Source organism: Vibrio bathopelagicus (assembly GCF_014879975.1).
Classification (GTDB): Bacteria; Pseudomonadota; Gammaproteobacteria; order Enterobacterales; family Vibrionaceae; genus Vibrio; species Vibrio bathopelagicus.
In genome coordinates, this window is record NZ_CP062500.1 from 2,736,520 (window position 1) to 2,756,973 (window position 20,454).

23 protein-coding genes and 2 pseudogenes are annotated in these 20,454 nt (G+C 44.2%); 14 read left to right on the forward strand and 11 right to left on the reverse strand.

The annotated features are described in order from the left end of the window. Positions 1–23: 23 nt before the first annotated feature. Together IHV80_RS12045 and IHV80_RS12050 are read left to right on the forward strand one after the other, a co-directional pair. Positions 24–698 carry a M15 family metallopeptidase gene (locus IHV80_RS12045; RefSeq protein WP_192889198.1) on the forward strand — a complete coding sequence of 225 codons (675 nt, stop codon included), beginning with the start codon at positions 24–26 and terminating at the stop codon, positions 696–698. 8 nt (positions 699–706) lie between these two features. After that, complete coding sequence (locus tag IHV80_RS12050; RefSeq protein WP_192889199.1) at positions 707–916, forward strand: DUF2897 family protein; 210 nt, start codon at positions 707–709, stop codon at positions 914–916. Positions 917–1,069: 153 nt separating this feature from the next. On the opposite strand, the gene bamC is transcribed toward IHV80_RS12050, so the two are convergent. After that, positions 1,070–2,116, reverse strand: a complete 1,047-nt coding sequence (bamC, locus tag IHV80_RS12055; protein ID WP_017107221.1) for an outer membrane protein assembly factor BamC — start codon at positions 2,114–2,116, stop codon at positions 1,070–1,072. A 48-nt stretch (positions 2,117–2,164) separates the two neighbouring features. Further along, the gene (gene dapA, locus IHV80_RS12060; protein ID WP_192889200.1) at positions 2,165–3,043 is read right to left on the reverse strand and encodes a 4-hydroxy-tetrahydrodipicolinate synthase; all 879 of its coding nucleotides are present in this window, start codon (positions 3,041–3,043) and stop codon (positions 2,165–2,167) included. A gap of 373 nt (positions 3,044–3,416) precedes the next feature. Between dapA and IHV80_RS12065 the strand changes: the two genes are divergently transcribed. Then, a complete protein-coding gene (locus IHV80_RS12065; protein WP_192889201.1) occupies positions 3,417–3,959 on the forward strand; it encodes a glycine cleavage system protein R in 543 nt (180 codons plus the stop codon). 12 nt (positions 3,960–3,971) lie between these two features. Continuing rightward, positions 3,972–4,442 (forward strand): thioredoxin-dependent thiol peroxidase, encoded by a 471-nt coding sequence (gene bcp / locus IHV80_RS12070; protein WP_060468301.1) that lies wholly within the window; start codon positions 3,972–3,974, stop codon positions 4,440–4,442. Between the two features lie 139 nt (positions 4,443–4,581). Here bcp and IHV80_RS12075 read toward each other — a convergent pair. Together IHV80_RS12075 and IHV80_RS12080 are read right to left on the reverse strand one after the other, a co-directional pair. Then, positions 4,582–4,929: pseudogene (locus IHV80_RS12075) on the reverse strand (AI-2E family transporter); the annotation flags it as partial. 69 nt (positions 4,930–4,998) lie between these two features. Beyond that, entirely contained in the window at positions 4,999–5,907 is a 909-nt protein-coding gene (locus IHV80_RS12080) for a LysR family transcriptional regulator (RefSeq protein ID WP_192889202.1), read from the reverse strand. 174 nt (positions 5,908–6,081) lie between these two features. Here IHV80_RS12080 and IHV80_RS12085 point away from each other — a divergent pair, with 174 nt between their 5' ends. Beyond that, positions 6,082–6,297, forward strand: coding sequence for a tautomerase family protein (locus tag IHV80_RS12085; protein ID WP_192889203.1), 216 nt, complete (start codon positions 6,082–6,084; stop codon positions 6,295–6,297). Between the two features lie 59 nt (positions 6,298–6,356). Continuing rightward, positions 6,357–7,382 carry a quinone oxidoreductase family protein gene (locus tag IHV80_RS12090; protein ID WP_192889204.1) on the forward strand — a complete coding sequence of 342 codons (1,026 nt, stop codon included), beginning with the start codon at positions 6,357–6,359 and terminating at the stop codon, positions 7,380–7,382. 184 nt (positions 7,383–7,566) lie between these two features. Here the strand turns inward: IHV80_RS12090 and IHV80_RS25205 are convergent. Then, positions 7,567–7,856, reverse strand: a pseudogene (locus tag IHV80_RS25205) (integrase core domain-containing protein); the annotation flags it as partial. A gap of 457 nt (positions 7,857–8,313) precedes the next feature. Between IHV80_RS25205 and IHV80_RS12095 the strand changes: the two are divergent. After that, positions 8,314–8,469 (forward strand): thioredoxin domain-containing protein, encoded by a 156-nt coding sequence (locus IHV80_RS12095; RefSeq protein ID WP_404818329.1) that lies wholly within the window; start codon positions 8,314–8,316, stop codon positions 8,467–8,469. Positions 8,470–8,608: 139 nt separating this feature from the next. Here the strand turns inward: IHV80_RS12095 and IHV80_RS12100 are convergent, their stop codons facing one another. Continuing rightward, a complete protein-coding gene (locus tag IHV80_RS12100; protein WP_192889205.1) occupies positions 8,609–9,685 on the reverse strand; it encodes an AI-2E family transporter in 1,077 nt (358 codons plus the stop codon). After that, a complete protein-coding gene (locus tag IHV80_RS12105) occupies positions 9,678–9,917 on the reverse strand; it encodes a sulfurtransferase TusA family protein (protein ID WP_076656902.1) in 240 nt (79 codons plus the stop codon). The genes IHV80_RS12100 and IHV80_RS12105 overlap by 8 nt, the downstream gene beginning before the upstream one ends. 177 nt (positions 9,918–10,094) lie before the next feature. On the opposite strand from IHV80_RS12105, the gene bepA reads away from it, so the two are divergent. From bepA to IHV80_RS12125, 4 genes are all read left to right on the forward strand, one after another. Further along, positions 10,095–11,549, forward strand: a complete 1,455-nt coding sequence (gene bepA, locus IHV80_RS12110; protein WP_192889206.1) for a beta-barrel assembly-enhancing protease — start codon at positions 10,095–10,097, stop codon at positions 11,547–11,549. Positions 11,550–11,673: 124 nt separating this feature from the next. Then, positions 11,674–12,024 carry an arsenate reductase (glutaredoxin) gene (gene arsC, locus IHV80_RS12115; RefSeq protein WP_017107214.1) on the forward strand — a complete coding sequence of 117 codons (351 nt, stop codon included), beginning with the start codon at positions 11,674–11,676 and terminating at the stop codon, positions 12,022–12,024. A 6-nt stretch (positions 12,025–12,030) separates the two neighbouring features. Then, positions 12,031–12,624 (forward strand): NAD(P)H:quinone oxidoreductase, encoded by a 594-nt coding sequence (gene wrbA, locus IHV80_RS12120; protein ID WP_192889207.1) that lies wholly within the window; start codon positions 12,031–12,033, stop codon positions 12,622–12,624. Next, complete coding sequence (locus IHV80_RS12125) at positions 12,621–13,058, forward strand: DUF2069 domain-containing protein (RefSeq protein WP_192889208.1); 438 nt, start codon at positions 12,621–12,623, stop codon at positions 13,056–13,058. The genes wrbA and IHV80_RS12125 overlap by 4 nt, the downstream gene beginning before the upstream one ends. Positions 13,059–13,170: 112 nt before the next feature. Here IHV80_RS12125 and IHV80_RS12130 read toward each other — a convergent pair whose 3' ends face one another. Then, on the reverse strand, positions 13,171–14,436 hold the full coding sequence (locus IHV80_RS12130) for a DUF2066 domain-containing protein (protein WP_192889209.1): 1,266 nt from the start codon (positions 14,434–14,436) through the stop codon (positions 13,171–13,173). Positions 14,437–14,714: 278 nt separating this feature from the next. Between IHV80_RS12130 and IHV80_RS12135 the strand changes: the two genes are divergently transcribed. Then, positions 14,715–15,953 (forward strand): uracil-xanthine permease family protein, encoded by a 1,239-nt coding sequence (locus tag IHV80_RS12135; protein ID WP_192889210.1) that lies wholly within the window; start codon positions 14,715–14,717, stop codon positions 15,951–15,953. Between the two features lie 161 nt (positions 15,954–16,114). On the opposite strand, the gene upp is transcribed toward IHV80_RS12135, so the two are convergent. Next, positions 16,115–16,741 carry a uracil phosphoribosyltransferase gene (gene upp / locus IHV80_RS12140; RefSeq protein WP_017060716.1) on the reverse strand — a complete coding sequence of 209 codons (627 nt, stop codon included), beginning with the start codon at positions 16,739–16,741 and terminating at the stop codon, positions 16,115–16,117. Between the two features lie 169 nt (positions 16,742–16,910). Here upp and purM point away from each other — a divergent pair, with 169 nt between their 5' ends. After that, positions 16,911–17,951 (forward strand): phosphoribosylformylglycinamidine cyclo-ligase, encoded by a 1,041-nt coding sequence (gene purM, locus IHV80_RS12145; protein ID WP_108156392.1) that lies wholly within the window; start codon positions 16,911–16,913, stop codon positions 17,949–17,951. A gap of 150 nt (positions 17,952–18,101) precedes the next feature. Further along, entirely contained in the window at positions 18,102–18,758 is a 657-nt protein-coding gene (gene purN / locus IHV80_RS12150) for a phosphoribosylglycinamide formyltransferase (protein ID WP_192889211.1), read from the forward strand. Between the two features lie 104 nt (positions 18,759–18,862). Here the strand turns inward: purN and IHV80_RS12155 are convergent, their stop codons facing one another. Together IHV80_RS12155 and lpcA are read right to left on the reverse strand one after the other, a co-directional pair. Then, positions 18,863–19,708, reverse strand: a complete 846-nt coding sequence (locus IHV80_RS12155) for a class II glutamine amidotransferase (protein ID WP_192889212.1) — start codon at positions 19,706–19,708, stop codon at positions 18,863–18,865. A gap of 65 nt (positions 19,709–19,773) precedes the next feature. After that, on the reverse strand, positions 19,774–20,349 hold the full coding sequence (gene lpcA, locus IHV80_RS12160) for a D-sedoheptulose 7-phosphate isomerase (protein WP_017063379.1): 576 nt from the start codon (positions 20,347–20,349) through the stop codon (positions 19,774–19,776). Positions 20,350–20,454: the final 105 nt, after the last annotated feature.

A 20,454-nucleotide genomic window follows, 5' to 3' on the forward strand; every position in this document is an offset into this window, starting at 1 on the left:
ATCTAATTATTGAGAGACGCGTTATGACACCAGAGCAGCTTACCGGACAATCAGATTCTCATCTAGAACCTAACCTGATTGGCACCAAGACCTTCTTGGTCCACGGTGATGTCAAAGATGATCTGAACAATTTGGTTGAAGCTGCTCAACTCGCTGGTTTTAAAATGGAGATTGCCAGTGGCTTTCGTGACTATGAAAGGCAATCTCTGATTTGGAACCGTAAGTTTTCTGGTGAAGTACCTATATTAGACTCAGAAAGCCAACCACTTGATGCTTCAACACTCAGTGAACATCAAAAGTTGTCGGCGATCCTGAGGTGGTCAGCGCTTCCTGGGGCGAGTCGTCACCATTGGGGTTGTGACTTTGATGTCTTTGCTCGCAATCACTTACCTGAAGGCGCACAGCTACAACTGGAACCATGGGAATACCTTACTGGCCACCAGCAAGCGTTTTACCAATGGCTTGTTGCCAATGCATCTCAATATGGGTTCTTCTTTCCTTACAGCCAAGATCTTGGTGGTGTGGCGATAGAACCTTGGCATATTAGCCACCGTAAAGTTTCACAGTTGTGTTTATCACAGTTATCTCCCACTTTACTTGGCAAGCAACTCCAATCTAAGCCAATATTAGGGTATGAGATAATTATGGAGCAGCTAGACGAGATCTATGCGCGCTTCGTGGCGAATATCAGTCATTAGGAGCGCTTATGTTGGAGTGGCTTACAAACCCTTGGGTTATCATCATCATCGTGGTTAGCGTTGTGGTGGGTAATATTGCTGCGCTCAAACAGACCGCCAATATGGATCTGACAGGTCGCAACAAGACAGAGAAAGACTTAGACAAGCTCAATCAATTGGATAAACAGAACCAAGAGAAAGATCCAGAAGATAAGTCCACAGAGAACAAAGACACTTAACCTAATGCCTTTGATGCGCTAGCCCCAACAAGTCAGGTGCGCTGTTATCCCTTGTTATCAAATAGACAACAGATAGATAAAACGCTGACAAACAAACATAAAAAAAGAGGACACAGTGTGTCCTCTTTTTATTTTTCAAAATCAGCTCAGTGCTTATTCAGCTTTTGCTTCTTTCTTGTCTTTGGTTTGATCAGCAACGTGTGCCAATACCGGAACCATTGACTTCAATAGCTCTTCTTCTACTGGCTTACCTGATGCATCCGTTACGTTAATTGACGTACGGTTACCAAGATCACCAAACAAGAAGGTGTAAGTACCTGGCGCTAAATCAATAGGTTGTAGGCCAATTGTTTCCCAGAACTCATCATCAGGCGCTGCGTATTTCGCTTTTACGGTACCTTGAGACTGGTTACGCTCTTCAAGCTCAAAGCCCATTTGAGGTAGCAGCTCAGGCAAGCGTTGCCACAATACGTTATAAGGCGTACGCGCGATAATCACAGGGAAACCACTGCGGTCAGCACCCATTGAAATAGGGATACGTTTCACTAACTCTTGCGCTTTCAGTGCAGCTTCAGCACGAAGGTTTTCATCGTACTTAGCCATCACAAGGTTCGTTAGGAACGCGTTGTAACGTTCTTTATTGGTTGCCGATACGGGTTTCTCTTCAGAACCTTCACGCCAATCAATCAGGTTAATCTTGAAGCCATGGCGATTGTTCGCTTGGAAACGAGAGATAGAATAGCGGCTGCCAATCTCTACTTCTTCGTCTTCAGAAACCCAAGTTACCCAATCGGTCTCAATGTCGTTCTCTGATTGCTCACGAATACCAATGCCACGCTGAGCTAGCATGTCTACCGCCGTTTGCCACACTCGGTCTGCTTCTTCAGCACGAAGAAGCCATAGTGTCACTTCACCGTTTTGACGCTCAGCACGAGCTCCTGGGATCAGCTCAAGAACCTGTTGAGGCGGACGAATATCCACTTGACGACCTGTACCACCACTGAATTCACCGCTTGGGATATCAAAATTTGGGTAGAACTGAGGTTGAGCATCTTCAGGCAATTGCCATTGTGAAAACTCAGGTGTTTCTAAGTATTCGAAATCATCTTTGGCTTGGCGACGTTGAGTCGGGCTGCCAGAACATGCTGTAAGAACGAAAACAGCCAGTGACCCAATCACTAGCTGGTGAGAATACTTCATTTATACTCCTAAATGCCGAAGGTTCGCTTCGGCATCACTTCATACGTTTTAGTAAATACACGCTTCAGTCATTGCTTGAGCAACAACAGGTTGAGCTGGCTTTGACAATTCAGTCAACGGCAGACGTAAGCCACCTTCAGCAATCAAACCCAGTTTATGAACCGCCCATTTTACGGGAATAGGGTTAGACTCAACGAACAAGTTTTTGTGAAGAGGCATCAAACGCTCATTGATCGCTTCTGCTTCTTCAAACTTACCTTCTTTCGCTAATTTGAACATGGTTGCCATATCAGCAGCTGCAACATTATTAGTTACAGAGATCACACCATCGCCACCACGCTTAACAAATTCAAGACCGGTTAAGTCATCACCACTTAGTAAGATAAAGTCTTCGCCACAAAGTTCACGGTGAATTGCAATTCTGTCGAGATCACCCGTCGCATCTTTCAGTGCAACGATATTTTCGATCTCAGCAAGGCGAGCAACCGTTTCTGGTAACAAGTCAACGGCAGTACGACCCGGAACATTGTATAGGATTTGTGGAACGTCACTGACTTCAGCAATCGCTTTGTAGTGTTGGTACAAACCTTCTTGAGTCGGCTTGTTGTAGTAAGGCGTTACGCTCAGGCAACCAGCAATACCAGAACCGTTCAACAAACGGCTGAATAATACTGACTCGTGAGTTGCATTTGCGCCTGTACCTGCAATAACAGGGATACGACCATCGGCAAATTCAACGATCTTATTGACGACTTTGACATGCTCTTCAATAGTGAGCGTAGAAGACTCACCTGTTGTGCCAACCGCAACCAGACCATCACTACCTGCAGCAACATGGTGCTCAACCAACTTTTTAAGGCTGTCGAAATCCACTTCACCATCTGTGTTAAATGGCGTAACTAGCGCAACGATACTTCCTGAAAACATGTCTATCTCCCTTAATTTATTCTTTTTGCATGTTACTGTAAGCTGATCAATAAACACAAGACATTAAAGTGGCTTACTGGCAACAACTGCATTAAATATTGTCGTATGTTTGAGGTAAAACGACTTCTAACGCCGTTCTATCTGAAAATTTAGGTCATCTACGCTCAATCTAACGGATAGGGCTAAACTAGATGTCAGTAACAGGTAAGCTGTCACAGCGCAGCATTATCTTGTTTTTTAGCCTCCTCGATATCCCTATCATTTGCTGTACATCGGAAGGCAAACTCCTCATAAAAGCCTCCCTCGCACACTTATTCCTTTTGTTAACTGTGCTAACATGCCTGCATCAATGGAATATAAAGAGACGTGATCTATGACTCAACATCTAGTAATCACAGCTGTGGGCACTGATCGCCCAGGTGTATGTAACCAAGTGGTTCATTTGGTCACCCAATCAGGCTGTAACATTATTGATAGCCGTATCGCCCTATTCGGCGAAGAATTTACGCTTATCATGCTACTGTCTGGAAAGGCAAACAACATCACTCGTGTTGAAACCACTCTGCCTTTGCTTGGTCAAGAGCACGACTTGATTACGATAATGAAGCGCACCTCAACTCATGATGTGATTGCGAACTCTTATACCGTAGAGGTCTTCGTTGAGTCAGAAGATAAAATCGGCCTTACCGAGCAGTTCACTCAGTTCTTTGCTGACCGCAACATCGGACTCGACTCGCTGAGCGCCCGAACCATCAATAAGTCCAAGGTTCAGCTCGACAACGACCAATTCCATATCTCTATTACCGCTTCTGTGCAATCAGAATGTAATTTGATGCAGCTACAAGAAGAATTCGACGCGCTGTGTCAGAGCCTATCCGTACAAGGCTCGCTCAACTTTATCAAAAACAGTCTTTAAAAAGGAAATATCATGAATACGCTAACGGCTGGTGTTCCAGCACCTGCTTTTTCTCTTCCAGATCAAGATGGCAATATCGTATCTCTTGGTGACTTCAAAGGTAAAAAAGTACTTTTCTACTTTTACCCAAAAGCAATGACTCCAGGTTGTATTGTGCAAGCAGAGGGCCTGCGTGATATCAAAGCACAGCTAGATGACCTAAACGTGGTTGTTTTAGGTGTGAGTGTTGATCCAGTAAAACGCCTACCTAACTTCGTTGCGAAAAAATCGCTTAACTTCACACTGCTGTCAGATGAAGACCACAGCGTGGCAGAGCAGTTTGGCGTTTGGGGTGAAAAGAAATTCATGGGTAAAGTATACGATGGTCTGCACCGTATTAGCTTCCTCATTGACGAAGAAGGTCAAATTGAACACGTCTTCAACAAGTTCAAGACTAAGACTCACCACGAAGTGGTTCTAGAGTACTTCAACCAAGAAGCCTAATGTCGATTTCAGTGAACTGATTCTCTAAGTTCATGCATAACGAATCTAAATACACTACTCACTAAAACAAATACAAAAAGGCCGAATATCATGGATATTCGGCCTTTTTAATACTGATTCAATTGCTATTGGCGTTCGATTACTGTTGATGTTCGGGGTCATCGTCGAGAGCATGACTCGGTAAAGCATTCCAAACCGCCTTCACTAATGTTGCAAGCGGAATAGCAAAGAACACACCCCAGAACCCCCAAAGTCCACCAAACACCAATACCGCGACAATAATCGCTACTGGGTGCAGGTTCACTGCTTCAGAGAACAGAACCGGAACCAACACGTTACCATCTAGCGCTTGGATGATGCCATACGCAAGTAACAGCCAGTAGAACTGAGGCTCTAGTCCCCATTGGAACAAACCAACAATCGCCACAGGTACCGTAACTGCTGCTGCACCGATATATGGTATCAATACAAAGAAACCCATATCTACACAGACAGAAAACGAAGTATAGTTAGGGAAAAAAGAATTATACTGATTTTTTGCAACAAGTCCCTTTTACTACTGGTCAGGGGTAGTCATAAACTCAATGAATTTTCTCGTTTTAAAAGGAGTATAACGAGCGTATGGATATATCAAGATGAATGGACGCGTTGTTCCAGAATACTCTTGTAAGACTTCAACCAGTTCCCCTCTTTGCAGCTCTTGCTCAACACTGAAACGATATACCTGCATCAGTCCCGCGCCACTTTTAACCAATGTCAGTGTGGCTAGGAAATCCTGCAGACAAAGTAAATGTCCCGTCGTTTCTATTTTGATCAAATTGCCTTGAGAAAGAAATGTCCACGGCACTTTTCGACCACTGCTAGGCAATATGTACTGTATACATTCATGATTCTGAAGGTCAGTAAGAACACGTGGCGCGGGATATTGTTGTAAGTATGACGGCGCAGCAACAATGATGAGTTCCGCATCCTCAAGGCGTCGTGCAATCAAACCTGAATCGTACAATTCACTCCCTCGAATAGCAACGTCATAATTATCCTCCGAAAAATCAATATTTTGATTGCTGACCTCTATATTGACTTTCAACTGTGGGTAAAGACCACAAAACTGATTTATCCGTGGTAATAAACGGTAATGAGCATACAGAGTAGGAACGCTGATGCTAAGCACCCCCACCGGCTCCTGAGTTTCCCCCGATATTTTATCTTCCGCTTCAATTAATTGATTCAAAGCATTTCGACAGTCGATGTAATAACGTTGACCTGTATCCGTCGTTCTCATATTCCGAGTCGTTCTAATGAACAGTCGAGTTTGTAATCTCTTTTCGAGTCGAGCAATAGAACGACTAACTGCCGCGGGAGTTACTCCAGCAGCATTAGCCGCTGCCGTAAAGTTACCCGTTTCCACGGTAAGGCAGAAAAGCTCGATGCTACTCATTTGTACATTGTCAAAATGTCGTTGCATAACACCCATAAAGGATTAATTACATTATGTATAAACTATAATGACCTGCCATCCATTTTTCAATCTAAAGTAATAAGTTATCTTCCTCTACAACATCAAAGCCAAGTTAGATCCAGAATCCAAACAACATCTGGCCCCCTGCATTGGCAACCAATCAAAGGAACCTAATTAAAAATGCCATACGTCAATATCAAAGTCACACGAGAAGGTGTGACTGCCGAACAAAAGAAACGTCTGATTGAAGGAACAACTGACCTGCTTTATCAGGTGCTCGATAAACCAAAATCGACGGTATTTGTAGTCATTGATGAAGTTGAAACAGATAACTGGGGGGTTGGCGGGGAAACAGTAACAACACTTCGAACAAATCGGAAAAGCGTCAATAACTAAACAATATTAGTGCTCGATATACTATCGACCATCTCAAACCATATACTGGAGTAAATCGTATGAAAGCAGCTGTTATTCATAAATTTGGTGGACCTGAAGAAATTAGATTTGAAGAGATTCCAACACCTCAGCCTGGTCCCGGAGAAGTGTTGATAAAAACACTGGCGATTGGAACAAACCGACTTGACCATTATGTTCGCTTAGGGCAGATTTCACCGGATTTAGTATTCCCCCATGTTCTGGGATCTGATGCTGTCGGTCAGGTAGTCAAACTCGGAAAGGATGTCACTGGGTTTGATATTGGTGATCGCGTGATTTCGATGCCAGGTTATCCACTTGACCCATCAGAATCACATGTCCATCCGGCCACCGTAGCCAGCAGTTACGCTATTCCAGGTGTTCACATTCAGGGAACCTACTCTGAATATATTGTCGTACCAGCACCGTGGTTGTTAATTGATAATACAGACTTACCTGTTGAGCAGATAGCCGCACTGCCAGTACCTCTGTTGATCGCTATTCGTTCTGTTGAAATAGTTGGCGAAGTTAAAGCGGGTGATACCGTCTTAGTACATGCGGGGGCTTCAAGTACAGGGATGATGAGCATTCAAATTGCAAAAGCACTTGGTGCTCGCGTCGTTACTACGGTACAAAATGAAAACTCAGCTAACATTGCCAAAGATTGTGGTGCTGATTTTGTTATCAATTCCTCAGAGCAAGACTTTGTTGCTGCCATCAATGAATGGACTGCCGGCAAAGGCGTGGACGTTGCTATTGATAATTTAGGAGGTGATAACCTTCAACAAACCATTCATACAGTGCGTCCTCAGGGCATTATCGTCTCTATGGGGTTCATGGCTGGTACTCAGGCGACAATAGATGTTCGTAACTTCTTCTTCACTCAAAAGCAGTTACGAGGAACATTAGTTGGAGATATTCAAGATTTTTCAAGATGGCTTCCAGCAATCAGAAAAGGGTTAATTAAACCATTGATTGACGGCACGCTACCGTTGTCCCAAGCAGCGCAAGCTCATGAGCGAATTGCAAGTAACCAAGCTCATGGGGCTATTATACTCATTCCTTGATGTTATCATTATTAGGAATAAGGTAATAAAATGTGTAATTGGTACTCTCTGTCACTAACTTATCTCCTTACAGTTAGTCACAGGTAATGTGTTTTAGCTCCTTAGAGCCGTCGTTCTTTGAAGTGACGGCTTAATAATTTGGTCTGCCTCACTCTCAAGCTATTGCGCCTACTGCATCTAGTAGTCAACAAATCCCGGACACTGGCTTAAGCCGGTTTTCTGCATTTACTGGCGATAGCCCATCATTAGTTTGATGAGACCGTTGTCGATTGTAGTAATTATCAGGTAATAACTGATGTCGTTCCCTGTCTGGGATTGTGTTAGGTAACCTGTTGTTGATACCCACTCGGTTTTCAAGCTTCTAAATAACCTTCCCATGTTAGCGTTGTTCCAACAATTACCACGACGGCTCATGCTTTGAGTTATACGATATCACCAAAATCTTTGATGATATTTACGACTGCGATACTGGCTGCTTACTCATTTAACCAGCTTCACGCATTACCTGACGTACCTTAAATAGCCCGACTTTGATACCTTCTGCACTCAACTGTCAGCAGAACCTCAACTCATATTGAAGGGGTCTTTAATTTGGCTAGCCAGACGAATACTATTGGCATCCGGCTTACACTACTTAGACTCGTAATAATAAAACGAAGCTACATTGAACAGCTCGCAAAGTATTTTGACTGATTCATGTTCCCTCAACTTGTCAATCAACGAGAACGTTCGAGTTCATCCAACATTACGAGAGCGGTGACCTTTTTAGTATGAATTTTCTCATTCTAACAGGTTAATACGAGTTTCTAATTCTTGGTTTTTCTTTTGCTCAGGTGTAAGGGCTTTGTCGTTAGAGTCATCCCTCTTCACTCAATTTTGAGTTGATAGACCCTGTGTCGTAAAGCTATTTCACCTACGTCCATAGAACTAGGTGCTTCAGGTTCTTCATAGGCAAGGTATATACGATGGCCTACACCGTATTAGCTTCCTAATTGACGAAGAAGGTCAGATTGAGCGCGTCTTCAACAAGTTCAAGACTAAGACTCACCACGAAGTGGTTCTAGAGTACTTCAACCAAGAAACTTAATGTCGATTTCAGTGAGCTGATTCTCTAAGTTCATGCCTAACGAATCTAAATACACGACTCACTAAAACAAACACAAAAAGGCCGAATATCATGGATATTCGGCCTTTTTAATACTGATTCAATTGCTATTGGCGTTCGATTACTGCTGATGTTCAGGGTCATCGTCGAGAGCATGACTCGGTAAAGCATTCCAAACCGCCTTCACTAACGTTGCAAGCGGAATAGCAAAGAACACACCCCAGAACCCCCAAAGTCCACCAAACACCAATACCGCGACAATAATAGCTACAGGGTGCAGGTTCACGGCTTCAGAGAACAGAACCGGAACCAACACGTTACCATCTAGCGCTTGGATGATGCCGTACGCAAGTAACAGCCAGTAGAACTGAGGCTCTAGTCCCCATTGGAACAAACCAACAATCGCCACAGGTACCGTTACTGCTGCAGCACCGATATATGGGATTAGAACCGAGAAACCAACCGCGACCGCTAACAACACTGAATAACGAAGATCCAAAATTGCGAAGGTTACGTAACTCACACCACCAACGATTAAAATCTCAAGAACCTTACCGCGAATGTAATTCGAGATCTGTTGGTTCATTTCTACCCATACTTTAGTCGCCAAACGACGATTTCGAGGGAGAACACCACTTGCCATTCTAATCATCTCTTCTTTATCTTTCAGTAAGAAGAAAATCAAAAGAGGTACAAGAATCAGGTAAACCGCCAGTGTCGCCAAGCTCACAAGAGACGCTAAAGAGCCTTTAACAACGCTTTCGCCAAAGCCTAGCGCTTTGTTCTTAGCGTTGGACATGACCGATTCAACAATCTGTAAATTAGCCAATTCTGGGTAACGATCCGGAATGGTAGCAATGAACTTTTGTAAGCTCCCGTACATACTTGGGATATCGTTGATAAGATTACCGACTTGCTCCCAAATAGTTGGCACCAAGCCAAATAGAGCAAGCAGCATCAGGCTAAAGAACAACATGATTACCAACATCACTGATGGTGTTCTTGGAACACCTAACCGTTGAAGTTGGGTAACAGGCCACTCAAGCAAGTAAGCCAATACAATTGCTACCAATAATGGCGCAATAAGATGACCAAAGAAGTAGATCGTAATAAAGCCGAATAGAATGATGGCAACCAAACTGACAGCGTGGGGATCAGAGAAACGTCGTTTATACCAACGATTGACCATTTCAAGCATCTGACTGCAATTCCTTTTTAGTGACGAGGAGATGATGGTAATTAGAGCAAACCTCAGTGATGACGTCATAGGCTTGCTTAGACAAAAAAGTAACAATATCTTTCATCGAGCTATTATCAGAGACATAAATTGACAATGACTGTCCGACTTCTAACTTTACACTGTGACGCTTGGCTAATAATAAAGCCATTGGACATCGCTCTTGGCGTAAATCTAGAATATTAGGTGTCATTCTTGGGCTCGATGCTTATTATAAGGGTCGTATTGTAATCTGTTTTTGAAAACGCGCCATCATTCATTCACTACCTTCATGATAGCGCACGCACTTGGTAAAGGTTAAATCAGATAAAGAACCAATTTGCATTGCACTTGTCTTACTGTCAGATGAAACGGAGTATTACTGACTAATATGTTTAAACGCGCTCGTTCAATTGCTTGCTTATGCATCGCAGCCACATTAAGCACACCAACTTTGGCAAATACCAATGGTTTGGAGCTACCGGATATCGGCACCGCTGCTGGCGGCACACTCACTATCGATCAAGAACTTATCTATGGTGATGCCTACATGCGCATCATCCGAAGCAGCCAGCCCATCGTCAACGACCCTGTTCTAAACCAATATATCGATACGCTCGGCCATCGCCTTGTCGCGAACGCGAATGATGTAAAGACCCCTTTTCAGTTCTTTATGATCCGTGACCGCAACATTAACGCCTTCGCTTTCTTTGGTGGTTACGTTGCGCTGCATTCAGGTCTGTTCCTGCATGCACAATCAGAAAGTGAACTCGCCTCGGTATTAGCGCACGAAATCGCGCACGTTACCCAACGTCACTTAGCACGCAGTATGGAAGATCAAGCACGTCGCTCTCCAGCCACCATCGCAGCGCTTGCAGCTTCTGTATTACTGGCAATTGCGGCACCCGAAGCGGGTATTGCTGCATTAACCGCAACAACTGCGGGTAACATGCAAAGCCAAATCAACTACACACGTAGTAATGAAAAAGAAGCTGACCGCTTTGGTATCAACACGCTCGCAAAAGCAGGGTTCGATGTAAATGCGATGCCACGTTTCTTCGGTCGTTTGGCTGATGAATATCGCTACGCAAGTACACCACCGCCAATGCTGCTAACTCACCCATTACCAGAAGACCGAATCACCGATTCTCGTGCCCGTGCTCGCAGCTATCCGCCACTTAAACTGGCTCCATCACTGGATTACCATCTAGCGAGAGCTCGTATTGTCGCGCGCTATGCGGGTATCAACAATGATGCGGCCTTGGACTGGTTTGAACGTCAGCTGAAGAAAGCACCGAAAGCTATGGTGCCTTCATTAGAATATGGCCAAGCACTGGTTTATCTAGATTCTAAAAAATTGGATAAAGCAGAGCCGATTCTGACCAAGCTCATCAACAGCGATCCAACCAACTTGTTCTATTTAGATGCGATCTCAGATCTGCACATTGAACAGAAAAAGCCTGAGATTGCGATTAAAGAACTTGAATCAGCACTGGTTCGTCAACCAAACAACTCGGTTCTGACCATTAACTACGCCAACGCGCTGATTGAAAATGAAAATTACCAAGAAGCCGTTCGCATATTACAGCGTTACACGCACGATAATCCGAACGACACAAATGGCTGGCACCTACTTTCAAAAGTAAATACTAGCCTAGGTAATAGCGACGAAGATCTTGCCGCTCGTGCTGAAATTTTGGCACTGCAAGCTAACTGGAACAAAGCGATTCAGTACTATACGCAAGCTAGCCAAATCGCAGAGCTCGGCAGCCTAAAGCAAGCTCGTTATGATGCTCGAATTGACCAGCTAATGATTCAGCGTGAGCGTTTCCTATCGTTGCAATAAATTCGTTTTATTGGCAGTAAGTCATTGTCAGAATAATAAGAAAGCTCAACGTTACACATCAAAGAAGTCACTCGGGTGGCTTCAAGTGAACAATTAAATCAAAAAATAATAATGAGGAAGAACCATGTCTGTCGTGATTTATCATAACCCACGTTGCTCAAAGAGCCGTCAAACTCTCGAACTACTTGAAGCAAACGGCGTACAACCAGAGGTTATCAAGTACCTAGACACTCCGCTGACTATCGAGCAGCTTAAAGTGCTTTTCACTCAGCTTGGTTTTACCAGTGTTCGCGAGATGATGCGCACCAAAGAAGCGGATTACAAAGAAGCAAATCTTGGTGATGCATCGGTGACTGATGAAGATCTTTTCTCAGCAATGGCTGCAAATCCAAAACTGTTTGAACGCCCAGTGGTTGTAGCAAATAACAAAGCAAAAATTGGTCGCCCACCAGAGCAAGTACTAGAGATCCTGTAAGCCAATATGAGCATTAACATTCTTGTTCTCTACTACAGCCGCCACGGCAACACACAAGCTCTAGCAAGACAGATTTCACGAGGGGTTGAATCCATCCCGAACTGCGAAGCCATGCTAAGAACGGTGAACGACGTGTACACGGTAGAAGAGCAGCTTGATTCACGTTATCAACCGACAGATCCTATCGCGACCTTACAAGAGCTCCGCTCTTGCGATGGCTTAGCACTAGGCAGCCCCGTCTGGTTTGGCAATATGGCTGGGCCAATGAAGCACTTTTGGGATAGCACGACATCATTGTGGATCAATGGCGATCTCATCGATAAGCCAGCTTGTGTATTTACTTCTTCTTCATCACTGCATGGTGGTCAAGAGACGACACAGCAAAGCATGATGTTGCCTCTACTTCACCATGGCATGTTAGTCGTGGGAATCCCCTACTCAGAACCTGCACTGCACACAACTCAAACCGGTGGCACACCCTACGGTGCAAGCAGTACCGGAGAGAGTGCTTCATTAAGCAAAGAAGAAATTGAGTTGGCACAGAACTTAGGTAAACGCTTAGCCCGCATCGCCATCAACCAGAAGGGAATCGCTCAATGATGTATATGCCAGAGAGACCTATGTCTCCCAAAACCCAGCTCTTTCGCTACCTCGCGTTAGCGGGTAACTTGTTGCTTTTATTTTGGGTAGTGGCTTGGCAGATGACGCTTTCACCGCACCCGCATCTAAGCAATGTCACACTTGCGATTGCTTGGGCTGTACCGCTGTTACTGCCGTTACCAGGCATTCTAGCAGGCAAGCCCTATACGCACGCTTGGGCGAATTTCGTCTTAATGCTCTACTTCCTACACGCGTTAACTATTATGTATGTAGACGGTGGAGAGCGTTTGTTAGCGGCTGTAGAACTACTCCTGACGACCCTAGGCTTCGCGGGCAATATCTTATTTACCCGTTTTAGAGCCAAAGAGTTAGGTATTAAGCTTAAACGCCTTTCTGAAGTAGAAAAGAAAGAGAAAGCTAAGTTCGAGCAGTAACAGTAATTCGATTTGTTTGAACTCATTACCCAATAAACAAAAAGCCCTGCGAGATTGCTCTAGCAGGGCTTTTTATGTATTCATTTCAATCAGTAACGTCAGCGGTCAATCACTAACGAACCCATTCGTATACAAGGCTAGGTTTAGGCGGTACAACCTGAATCTCTAGCACCTCTTCCGATGGTTCCGCATCAACTTCGACATCAGTGGCATTATTATTAGGCGTAGCCGTTTCGCTTGATGCTGATAGATTACTGCCTTTAATAATTTGAGTCTCGTTGGCTGACACTTCAACGTCTTCACTAGCGGGTTGTGAACCATCACCTACAGACATCGTATTATCTTGTGTTTCAAACTCTGGGCTAACTTCAGGTTCAATGTAAGACTCTTCAACCTTAGCGACTTGGCGAATGCTTTCAACTTCTTGCTCAAACTCTTGTTGAGTCGACAATAAGTGAATACGGAAGGTCACTTCATTGTTTTGAATCTTAAGGATATCGAGGCTTGCAACTGAGTTTAAACGCTTAAGTGCACTCTCCAACTGGAAGAAATCTTGAGCATTATTAAGGCTAATAAACTGAGTTAAAATTGATTCTGATGACTCACTCGCTACGGTAACGGCACTTTTACCCGCGTAGTAATTACTGATTTGGTCAACCAACTTCTTAGAAGCGGTGGCACTGTTACCTGATACCGACCCCGTCACTGGCGATTTTGGCGTGCTCGTCAGTTGGTTTGGTTTTTGGTCATACAAAGTCCAACGCAACCCGGAAGATTGAGCCCGAATAACCAATACGGCATCAACAGGGTAACGTTGACTCGCTTTGCTGATTGGTGAGACAAAGCTACCCCACAAATCAGAGGTCGCAATACCCGTAATATCATCAAAATCACCCACAGGTAGCGTTAGAGGCAACCCGCGCTCTTTTGCGTTCGCTTGTAAGCCTGAAGCCAATTGGGAGTTCGAATGTTCCCACACAATATTCTTGTCGTAGTTCTGCTCTTCCACCAGCCAAACAAGGATGTTTGAGCGAGTATCAGGCCAGTACGGCAATTGCGCTTGAGTCAATAGAGAACGGATTTGAGCACCGTTAAAACGCATACGCAACGTTGATTGGTCATTGCTTTCGCCAAAACTCATTTGAGACATATACTGCGAACTTTTACGCATCGCCTTTTGAATCGTCTCATTCGAAGCGACATCAGTTTGGCCAGTCGCACGTATTAATACCTGCTCCATACCTGTATTTCTTGCCACTTGTTCTGGCTGTTTGTCTTCAGCGTTAATCGCAACTTCAGCACTAAAGATATCTACTTGAGTTAAAGCATAACTCGGAGAGGCTAATAGTCCCATCAACAACAATGCTATGTAGCGCATACTGATCCTAATATTCAAATCTTGTGCCTAGATGATAAGCAACTATGGATTGAGGGGCAAGGTCGATAGCGCCCACTGTGTTTAATAACCTTAAAATATCACCTGGCCATGATAAATCGTTAACTTATAAACTGAATTTTTCGGGCATTGATCGATATAAAACATCACTAAGATAAATAAATTTGATCTATCCAGTGTAGCAATCGATTGCTAAGTGTTAGAATCCCGCGAATTTTATTTTTCACTTTTCATATAACGACCATTTTTAAGGACATCACATGAAAAATGCTTTGCAAGGTGCGCAAATGCTGTTTGTAGCTTTTGGTGCACTTGTATTAGTGCCGCTACTGACAGGGCTTGATCCCAATGTTGCACTCTTTGGCGCAGGTATCGGTACCCTTTTATTCCAACTTATTACACGCCGTTCAGTGCCAATCTTCTTAGCATCTTCTTTTGCATTCATCGCCCCTATCATGTTTGGTATTCAAACTTGGGGTGTCGGCGCAACCATGGGTGGTCTAATGGCGGCAGGTGTTGTGTATGTATTGATGGGTGCATTGATCAAAGTGCGAGGCGTAGCCTTTATCCATAAACTGCTTCCACCAGTTGTTGTTGGTCCTGTGATCATGGTGATCGGCTTAGGTCTTGCTCCTGTTGCGGTAAACATGGCGCTAGGTAAGACCGGTGATGGTGCCATTCAGCTTGTTGATGCCGATGCAGCGCTATGGATTTCTTCGATTTCACTACTAGTGACAATTGTCATCAGCGTTTTCTCAAAAGGCTTCCTTAAACTGCTACCTATCTTCGGTGGTATTGTCGCGGGTTACATAACCAGCTTAGTGTATGGTGCCGTAGACTTCACACCAGTGGCTCAAGCCGCTTGGTTAGCACTACCGAACTTCACCGCGCCAGAATTCAACATCAACGCTATCTTCTTTATGGTGTTTGTTGCGATTGCCCCCGCCGTTGAACACGTTGGCGATATGCTGGCTATCTCTAACGTAACCGGCAAAGACTACCTAAAGAAACCAGGTCTACATCGCACAATTACAGGTGACGGCGTGGCGACTATTGCAGCTTCTATGCTGGGCGCGCCGCCTAACACAACCTACAGTGAAGTAACAGGTGCGGTAATGCTGACGAAAGCATTTAACCCAGTAATCATGACTTGGGCAGCAGTAACTGCGATTGTTCTAGCATTGGTAGGTAAGTTAGGTGCTCTACTTCAAACGATTCCTGTTCCTGTAATGGGCGGCATCATGATTCTACTGTTTGGTTCAATCGCAACAGTAGGCCTGAACACCCTAATTCAGAACAAAGTTGACCTACACAAATCACGTAACCTTGTGATTGTCGGTATTACTTTGGTCTTCGGTATTGGTGGCATGGCATTTGGCATCGGTGACTTCAGCCTTCAAGGCGTAAGCTTATGCGGTATCGTAGCGATTCTACTGAACCTAGTCCTTCCTGAAGAGCTAGGCGACAACACCGTAGTAGACAAAGCGCAAATCGACTAACTGCAAATCGACAAACTGTAGAGGCTTGTGATCCTCAGTAAAGAGCATCACAAGTTAGCAAGATCAAAAAAAGGGAGAGCATCGAATGCTCTCCCTTTTTATTAATACGACTAATTCAACGAGTTAAGAAACGGTTTAGAGTAACTTAAGCTGAAACCGAATTACTTAGTACCGAAGATCTTATCACCAGCATCGCCAAGACCAGGAACAATGTAGCCCTTGTCGTTTAGCTTCTCATCGATTGCAGCCGTGTAAAGCTCAACGTCTGGGTGCGCTTTTTCTAGAGCAGCGATACCTTCAGGAGCCGCTACAAGCACAAGAATCTTAAAGTGCTTACAACCTTTCTCTTTCATCAGGTCAATCGTTGCGATCATAGAACCACCTGTAGCAAGCATTGGATCTACCACTAGAGCAATACGCTCGTCGATGTTAGATGCAAGCTTGTTGAAGTATGGTACTGGCTCAAGCGTTTCTTCGTCACGGTAGATACCAACAACGCTGATACGTGCACTTGGGATGTGCTCAAGAACGCCGTCCATCATGCCTAGACCAGCACGTAGGATTGGCACTACAGTTACTTTTTTACCTTTAATTTGGTCAACTTCAACTGGACCGTTCCAACCATTAATAGTTACACGCTCCGTTTCAAAGTCTGATGTCGCTTCGTATGTTAGAAGGCTACCCACTTCTGTCGCTAGCTCACGAAAACGCTTAGTGCTAATCTCACCTTCACGCATCAGGCCAATTTTATGTTTTACTAGTGGATGTTTCACTTCAACAACTTTCATTTCCAACTCCGACAATATTTAAACAAACCTGTAGATTATACACGAACTCTAAGGTTATTTCAGAATCTTTATTCTAATAAAAAAAACCGCGCAAACGTTTGCTCTTGGTAATCAAGCCCTGTTAGAATAGCGCCGTTTTCACATCCAACTTAAGTTCGAGGACTATCCCGTGAGTGGTAATACTTCTTCTCTAAGCTACAAAGACGCTGGTGTTGATATCGACGCAGGTAATGCACTAGTAGACCGTATCAAAGGTGCCGTTAAACGCACTCGTCGCCCTGAAGTAATGGGCGGTATTGGTGGCTTTGGCGCCCTATGTGAACTTCCAACGAAATACAAAGAGCCAGTGCTTGTTTCAGGTACTGATGGTGTTGGTACTAAACTTCGCCTTGCTTTGGATATGAAAAAACACGACACCATTGGTATCGACCTAGTGGCAATGTGTGTGAACGATCTAATCGTTCAAGGTGGTGAGCCGCTATTCTTCCTAGACTACTACGCAACAGGTAAGCTAGATGTAGATACAGCAGCAGACGTTGTTTCAGGTATTGCTGAAGGTTGTGTTCAAGCAGGTTGTGCACTAATCGGTGGCGAAACGGCTGAAATGCCAGGCATGTACGAAGGCGACGACTACGACGTTGCTGGCTTCTGTGTTGGTGTTGTAGAAAAAGCTGACATCATTGATGGCACTAAAGTAGCAGCAGGCGACGCACTTATCGCTGTTGGCTCAAGTGGTCCACACTCAAACGGTTACTCTTTGATTCGTAAAGTTCTAGAAGTTTCTGGTGCTGATAAGAATGAAGAACTAGAAGGTCGCACTATCGGTGAGCACCTACTAGAACCCACTAAAATTTATATCAAGTCAGCACTTAAGATGATCGCAGAGCATGACATTCATGCTATCTCGCACATCACAGGTGGTGGTTTCTGGGAAAACATCCCACGCGTACTTCCTGAAGGCACTAAAGCAGTGATTGATGGCAAGAGCTGGGAATGGCCTGCTATTTTCAGCTGGCTACAAGAGAAAGGAAACGTGGAGACATTTGAAATGTACCGCACTTTCAACTGTGGTGTAGGCCTAATTGTTGCTCTACCTAAAGATCAAGCAGATGCTGCTGTTGAACTACTGAAAGCTGAAGGCGAAAACGCTTGGGTTATCGGTGAAATCGCAAACGCTGAAGCTGGCGAAGAGCAAGTTGAAATCAAATAAGTGATACGTTCGCTTACTTAGTTAATAAATGAGGACCTATTGGTCCTCATTTTGCTATTTAGCCCGCAGAAAACCTTAGTTTATGTAGGTAAATTGTAAACAGTCCCGTTAATCAATTGCATTATCCAGTCTATGAAGAACAGCCATTCTATGAATAACAGTCACTCTAAGAAAAACATCGTCGTTTTAGTCTCAGGAAGCGGAAGTAACTTGCAAGCCATTTTGGATGCCTGTGACAGCCACACGATTGACGCCTCTGTTAAGGCCGTTTTCTCAAATAAAGCGGATGCTTTTGGTCTAGAGCGAGCAAAATCAGCGGGTGTTAACGCACACTCAGTTAATCCAAAAGACTTTGGTTCACGTGAAGAGTTCGATCATGAATTGATGGTTCAGATCGATGCTTACCAACCCGACCTGATTGTACTCGCTGGCTATATGCGTATTCTGAGTTCAGAGTTTGTTCGTCATTACGCGGGAAAAATGATCAATATCCACCCTTCTCTGTTACCTAAGTATCCAGGGTTGCACACCCACCAGCGTGCTATTGATGCGCAAGACAAAGAGCATGGCACCAGTGTCCACTTTGTTACCGAAGAGCTCGACGGTGGCCCTGTAATCTTACAAGCTAAGGTGCCTGTATTTGAAGGGGATGATGCAGACATGCTAGCAAGCCGAGTGCTCACCCAAGAACACTGCATTTACCCTATGGTCTGCAAGTGGTTCGCGGAAGATCGTTTATCAATGATGAACGGACAAGCTCTCTTAGACGCTAAGGCATTAGGTAAACACGGTTACGCAGAAGAGTAATTCGTCAGAAACTAAATTAAATCAAAAAAAGGCCGCTTACTGATTTATTGGTTCAGTAAGCGGCCTTTCTTTTATGCGGCTCAAACTTATACTATTCGAGACGTTTAGCTCAATGGTTCAGTCGGAGCTTGGCTTGCAACCTTTTTAGGTGCGTAAGCAACATCTTCCAGCTCTTTATGGTTATTGCCGATCAGCTCACCAAAATGAAACAGTGCGTATTCACCCGGCTTCATTCTAAACCACTCTTCATTACATGTTAGAGGCTGCGTTGCCACGACCGTAACCACATCATTTGGCGTAGTCTCTTCTTGAAAGTTTATCTCAACATCTTCATCAATCAGGCTCGCATTACCAAAAGGCGCACGTCTTGTTATCCAGTATAAGTGATTCGTACAGTAGGTCATGACGTACTCACCATCACTGAGCAGCATGTTAAAAACACCTTTCTCACGCAATTGGTCACAACATTCCGCAACAAAGCGAAACATGCCTTCCATGTCTTGTGGCGGTTCAGGAAAACGATCTTCTAATTGTTTAACTAACCAACAGAAAGAAAGTTCACTGTCCGTCTCACCGACAGGTCTGAAACGTCCACTAACCAGATCATCGTAATCCGTTAATTGGCCATTATGAGCGAAGGTCCAGTATCGCCCCCAAAGCTCACGGGTAAATGGGTGAGTGTTTTCTAGATTAACGCCACCACGGTTGGCTTGACGGATATGACTGACAACAGCTTGGCTTTTAATTGGGTAATTTTGAACTAACTCAGCAATCTTTGATTCACAGCTCGGGTTAGGATCTTTGAACGTTCGAAAGCCCTTCCCTTCATAAAAGGTGATTCCCCACCCATCACGATGCGGTCCGGTATTACCTCCACGCTGCATCAGGCCAGTGAAACTAAAACAAATATCAGTTGGCACATTCGCGCTCATACCGAGCAATTCACACATGGTTTAATCTACTCCCTTTTAAAACTAATGGAGCCTAAGCTGGGCTCCAAATGTCTGTAAAACTATTATTCCATTTCTTTTTCGACAAGCTGAATCACAATGTGAATGATCTTAATGTGAATCTCTTGGATGCGGTCAGCGTAACCAAAATGCGGAACTCGGATTTCGATATCAGCACAACCTGCCATTTTACCGCCATCTTTGCCGGTTAACGCGATGGTTTTCATGCCTTTAGCTTGAGCTGCTTCAATCGCTTTTAAAATGTTGGCAGAGTTGCCTGAAGTCGACAAACCAAACAACACGTCACCTTTACGGCCTACCGCTTCTACATAACGAGAAAAGACATGGTCGTAACCAAAATCATTACTTACACAAGATAAGTGGCTAGGATCTGAAATCGCAATACCAGCGTATCCTGGGCGATTTTCACGGTAACGGCCAGTTAGCTCTTCCGCAAAATGCATCGCATCACAGTGTGAACCACCGTTACCACAAGAAAGCACTTTGCCTTCTTGTTTAAATGAGTCAGCAATCAATTTTGCAGCGGCTTCAATTTGAGCGATATTGTGGTCATCGCTCAAAAACTTGTTAAGAACGTCAGCAGCTTCGTTCAATTCACTTTTGATTAGGTCTTGGTACATAAGGCTTATCTCTTATATTTTTTGACGCAACTTGAAGTGCGTGAAATGAGAGCTGAGGGTTTTTCCCTCTTTATCACTGAGTTTACCCACAAACATGAAATAGTG

What these genes read in the sequence shown, in the direction of transcription:
- IHV80_RS12045 (WP_192889198.1), top strand. Translation starts at nt 24, where the DNA reads ATGACACCAGAGCAGCTTACCGGACAATCAGATTCTCATCTAGAACCT.
- IHV80_RS12050 (WP_192889199.1), top strand. Translation starts at nt 707, where the DNA reads ATGTTGGAGTGGCTTACAAACCCTTGGGTTATCATCATCATCGTGGTT.
- bamC (WP_017107221.1), bottom strand. Translation starts at nt 2,116, where the DNA reads ATGAAGTATTCTCACCAGCTAGTGATTGGGTCACTGGCTGTTTTCGTT.
- dapA (WP_192889200.1), bottom strand. Translation starts at nt 3,043, where the DNA reads ATGTTTTCAGGAAGTATCGTTGCGCTAGTTACGCCATTTAACACAGAT.
- IHV80_RS12065 (WP_192889201.1), top strand. Translation starts at nt 3,417, where the DNA reads ATGACTCAACATCTAGTAATCACAGCTGTGGGCACTGATCGCCCAGGT.
- bcp (WP_060468301.1), top strand. Translation starts at nt 3,972, where the DNA reads ATGAATACGCTAACGGCTGGTGTTCCAGCACCTGCTTTTTCTCTTCCA.
- IHV80_RS12080 (WP_192889202.1), bottom strand. Translation starts at nt 5,907, where the DNA reads ATGCAACGACATTTTGACAATGTACAAATGAGTAGCATCGAGCTTTTC.
- IHV80_RS12085 (WP_192889203.1), top strand. Translation starts at nt 6,082, where the DNA reads ATGCCATACGTCAATATCAAAGTCACACGAGAAGGTGTGACTGCCGAA.
- IHV80_RS12090 (WP_192889204.1), top strand. Translation starts at nt 6,357, where the DNA reads ATGAAAGCAGCTGTTATTCATAAATTTGGTGGACCTGAAGAAATTAGA.
- IHV80_RS12100 (WP_192889205.1), bottom strand. Translation starts at nt 9,685, where the DNA reads ATGCTTGAAATGGTCAATCGTTGGTATAAACGACGTTTCTCTGATCCC.
- IHV80_RS12105 (WP_076656902.1), bottom strand. Translation starts at nt 9,917, where the DNA reads ATGACACCTAATATTCTAGATTTACGCCAAGAGCGATGTCCAATGGCT.
- bepA (WP_192889206.1), top strand. Translation starts at nt 10,095, where the DNA reads ATGTTTAAACGCGCTCGTTCAATTGCTTGCTTATGCATCGCAGCCACA.
- arsC (WP_017107214.1), top strand. Translation starts at nt 11,674, where the DNA reads ATGTCTGTCGTGATTTATCATAACCCACGTTGCTCAAAGAGCCGTCAA.
- wrbA (WP_192889207.1), top strand. Translation starts at nt 12,031, where the DNA reads ATGAGCATTAACATTCTTGTTCTCTACTACAGCCGCCACGGCAACACA.
- IHV80_RS12125 (WP_192889208.1), top strand. Translation starts at nt 12,621, where the DNA reads ATGATGTATATGCCAGAGAGACCTATGTCTCCCAAAACCCAGCTCTTT.
- IHV80_RS12130 (WP_192889209.1), bottom strand. Translation starts at nt 14,436, where the DNA reads ATGCGCTACATAGCATTGTTGTTGATGGGACTATTAGCCTCTCCGAGT.
- IHV80_RS12135 (WP_192889210.1), top strand. Translation starts at nt 14,715, where the DNA reads ATGAAAAATGCTTTGCAAGGTGCGCAAATGCTGTTTGTAGCTTTTGGT.
- upp (WP_017060716.1), bottom strand. Translation starts at nt 16,741, where the DNA reads ATGAAAGTTGTTGAAGTGAAACATCCACTAGTAAAACATAAAATTGGC.
- purN (WP_192889211.1), top strand. Translation starts at nt 18,102, where the DNA reads ATGAATAACAGTCACTCTAAGAAAAACATCGTCGTTTTAGTCTCAGGA.
- IHV80_RS12155 (WP_192889212.1), bottom strand. Translation starts at nt 19,708, where the DNA reads ATGTGTGAATTGCTCGGTATGAGCGCGAATGTGCCAACTGATATTTGT.
- lpcA (WP_017063379.1), bottom strand. Translation starts at nt 20,349, where the DNA reads ATGTACCAAGACCTAATCAAAAGTGAATTGAACGAAGCTGCTGACGTT.